Source organism: Okeania sp. SIO2B9 (genome assembly GCF_010672505.1).
Lineage (GTDB): Bacteria > Cyanobacteriota > Cyanobacteriia > Cyanobacteriales > Microcoleaceae > Okeania > Okeania hirsuta.
Map to the genome: position 1 here is coordinate 1 of NZ_JAAHGK010001230.1, position 2279 is coordinate 2279.

The 2279-nt window shown below is 31.0% G+C and carries 1 protein-coding gene and 1 pseudogene; both read right to left on the minus strand.

Features of this window, described 5'->3' with window-relative positions; all coding sequences use genetic code 11:
- Positions 1-669, minus strand: a pseudogene (locus F6K13_RS29245) (hypothetical protein); the annotation flags it as partial.
- 1155 nt (positions 670-1824) lie between these two features.
- Positions 1825-2279 (minus strand): hypothetical protein (locus F6K13_RS29250; RefSeq protein WP_287289299.1); only part of this gene is annotated, 455 nt, incomplete at its 5' end.

Sequence of the window (2279 nt, forward strand, 5' to 3'; positions counted from 1 at the left end):
TAATTCCGTACTATGACCGCGTAATTCTTTGAGTAAAGGTTCTATTTCTTCTTCTTCCAGACCTTTTTTTTCGAGTAATATCTTCAGTTCACTAACTGCGATTAAATAATTTTGTGAGTCTCGGAATGGCTCTATTCCTTTAATTAAATCATACTGTAATTTCGGCTCATACAATAATATTAGAGGACGAATTTTTCTATTGAAAAATTCTAACTGACTTTGCCAACCTTGTGTTTCTAAGTAATTTTCATCCCAAAAAATTTGTACTGCTTGTGAAAAACTTTCTCTTCTAGTGTGAGTAGTAAATATTTGCTTAATTTTTGCTAAATTTCCATAACTATCGATAACTTTAAATGGAGGACGATTAATGAATATTTCAAAACTACTAATGCGTAAATCGTCTAATAAATTTTCTACTTTTGGTGACTCTAAACCATTCTTTTCTAACTCCTCTTGTAGATTATCTACTTTTTGGAGATATTTTTTTTGAGGAGTATCAGTGATTGTTTGTAGGTATAAATCTATTTTTAAGTACCAATGACGGATTTTTATATAGGTAATATCAAATATTACTAACATGACATTAGCAAGAATTAGTAATGCCATAATTCGTTCACTCAGTAATAGTAAAAGTGAACGGTGAGACTTCGGAAATTTTTTGGATAACATAGTTATATAGTTTGGACTTTAAAATTTCCTATTGCTAAACTCTTATACCAATTTTATATGAGGCTACACATAATTAGGTGTTAGGTCGTAGGTAGCGTTGTCTTATACAAATTTTATGTGAGGTGGCACAGAATTATGAAATTTATTAACTTGTCTATCTAGATCTACATTCAATTATGATTAATATATTATTCTATGCAACTTAGAAATGAATTTGGTATTAATATATTTTCTTTTATAGCAAAACTAATAAATTATTTTAGGATTGATATTTAGTTGATTTAAATTGATATAGTAGTCGAAGGAAAGGGCACGGATATATCAAAAGCTTAAGACTCAGACAAGGCCAGATTTTTCCTTATCTCCTAGATAATTAATCGCCTTCTTCCTTCTTCCTTCTTCTTTCTTTTTTCTGCTATAAATAGTCATAATTAAGTACTATAAAATGCACCAATATCAACTAATTAACAATAAATTTTTAGCTAAAACTATATAAGTTATAAATAGCAAAAATTTGTCCTACCGAATTTACCTCTAACGATATAGGAAACTTATTTAAGTTGTGAAATATTGTAGACCCTGATAGAACACCGGATTTGAGAATAGTCAAATTATTACGAATAATTTAGGATTGCCATATCATATTTATCAGGACTTACGCATGCTTGACCTTGAAAACGCCATATGTAGGGGCGCAATTCGGAGCTTTGCGGAGCGCAAATGGCATTCGCCCTCACTGGATTTAGTGTCCATGCGTAAGTTCTGTTTATGCTAGATTTAAAAAAGTGGCTAGAACTAGGCTTATAAATTTGTTCTAAAAAAAATTAGGAATTTGATCATCTCTAAGCTCTGAAGGTTTCATTTAAGTGAAAAATTAGCCTTCTGAGTCGGAACTGTATTAACAGTAACTACCGCCATCTTTCAGTAGCTTGAAATCAGAAATATTTTAATCTTCATCCTCTTGTAGGACTACAGCCCTTAGTATAACCAAAAAGAAGCTTTTTACCTATTTTTTTTTGCCAAGTTAATTAGAAGGTAATAAGTTGTAGATTGCAAAATATCTACTACCTAAAACCTACCACCTACCACCTTCTTAAATTTTAGACCTAGTTTCAGAACCTAGTCATAAATTAATCAACCATACCTAGTCATAAATTAACCAACCATTTGTAATGACTTAGTAGTAAATTCTATTCCCATCCAACTACCTCCATTATTACTAGAATGACTAGCTTTTTCAGCTATCTCTAGAACTAAACCAGCTTCCATCAAAGAGAATGGTTCAGTATTTGGATTATTAGCACAATCTAGGAAATTCTCAATCAATCCATTAAACCAATTAGTATGACCAGGATCGTCAAAATATGTAGGCACAAAAATATGCTGAACTGGTTTATCTTTAACACTTAAAAACACATCATTATTTTCAATGCTAATTTCTCCTTCTGTCCCCTGAATTCTGTAATAAGCTTTTGGAATAGACCCTAAAGAACTGACACTAATATTGATTAATTTGTTCTCCCAATCTAAGCAAAAAACAGCTACATCTTCAAGTTGACTAGAAGTTTCAATGAAACAAATAGTCAACTTGAAGATGTAGCTGTTTTTTG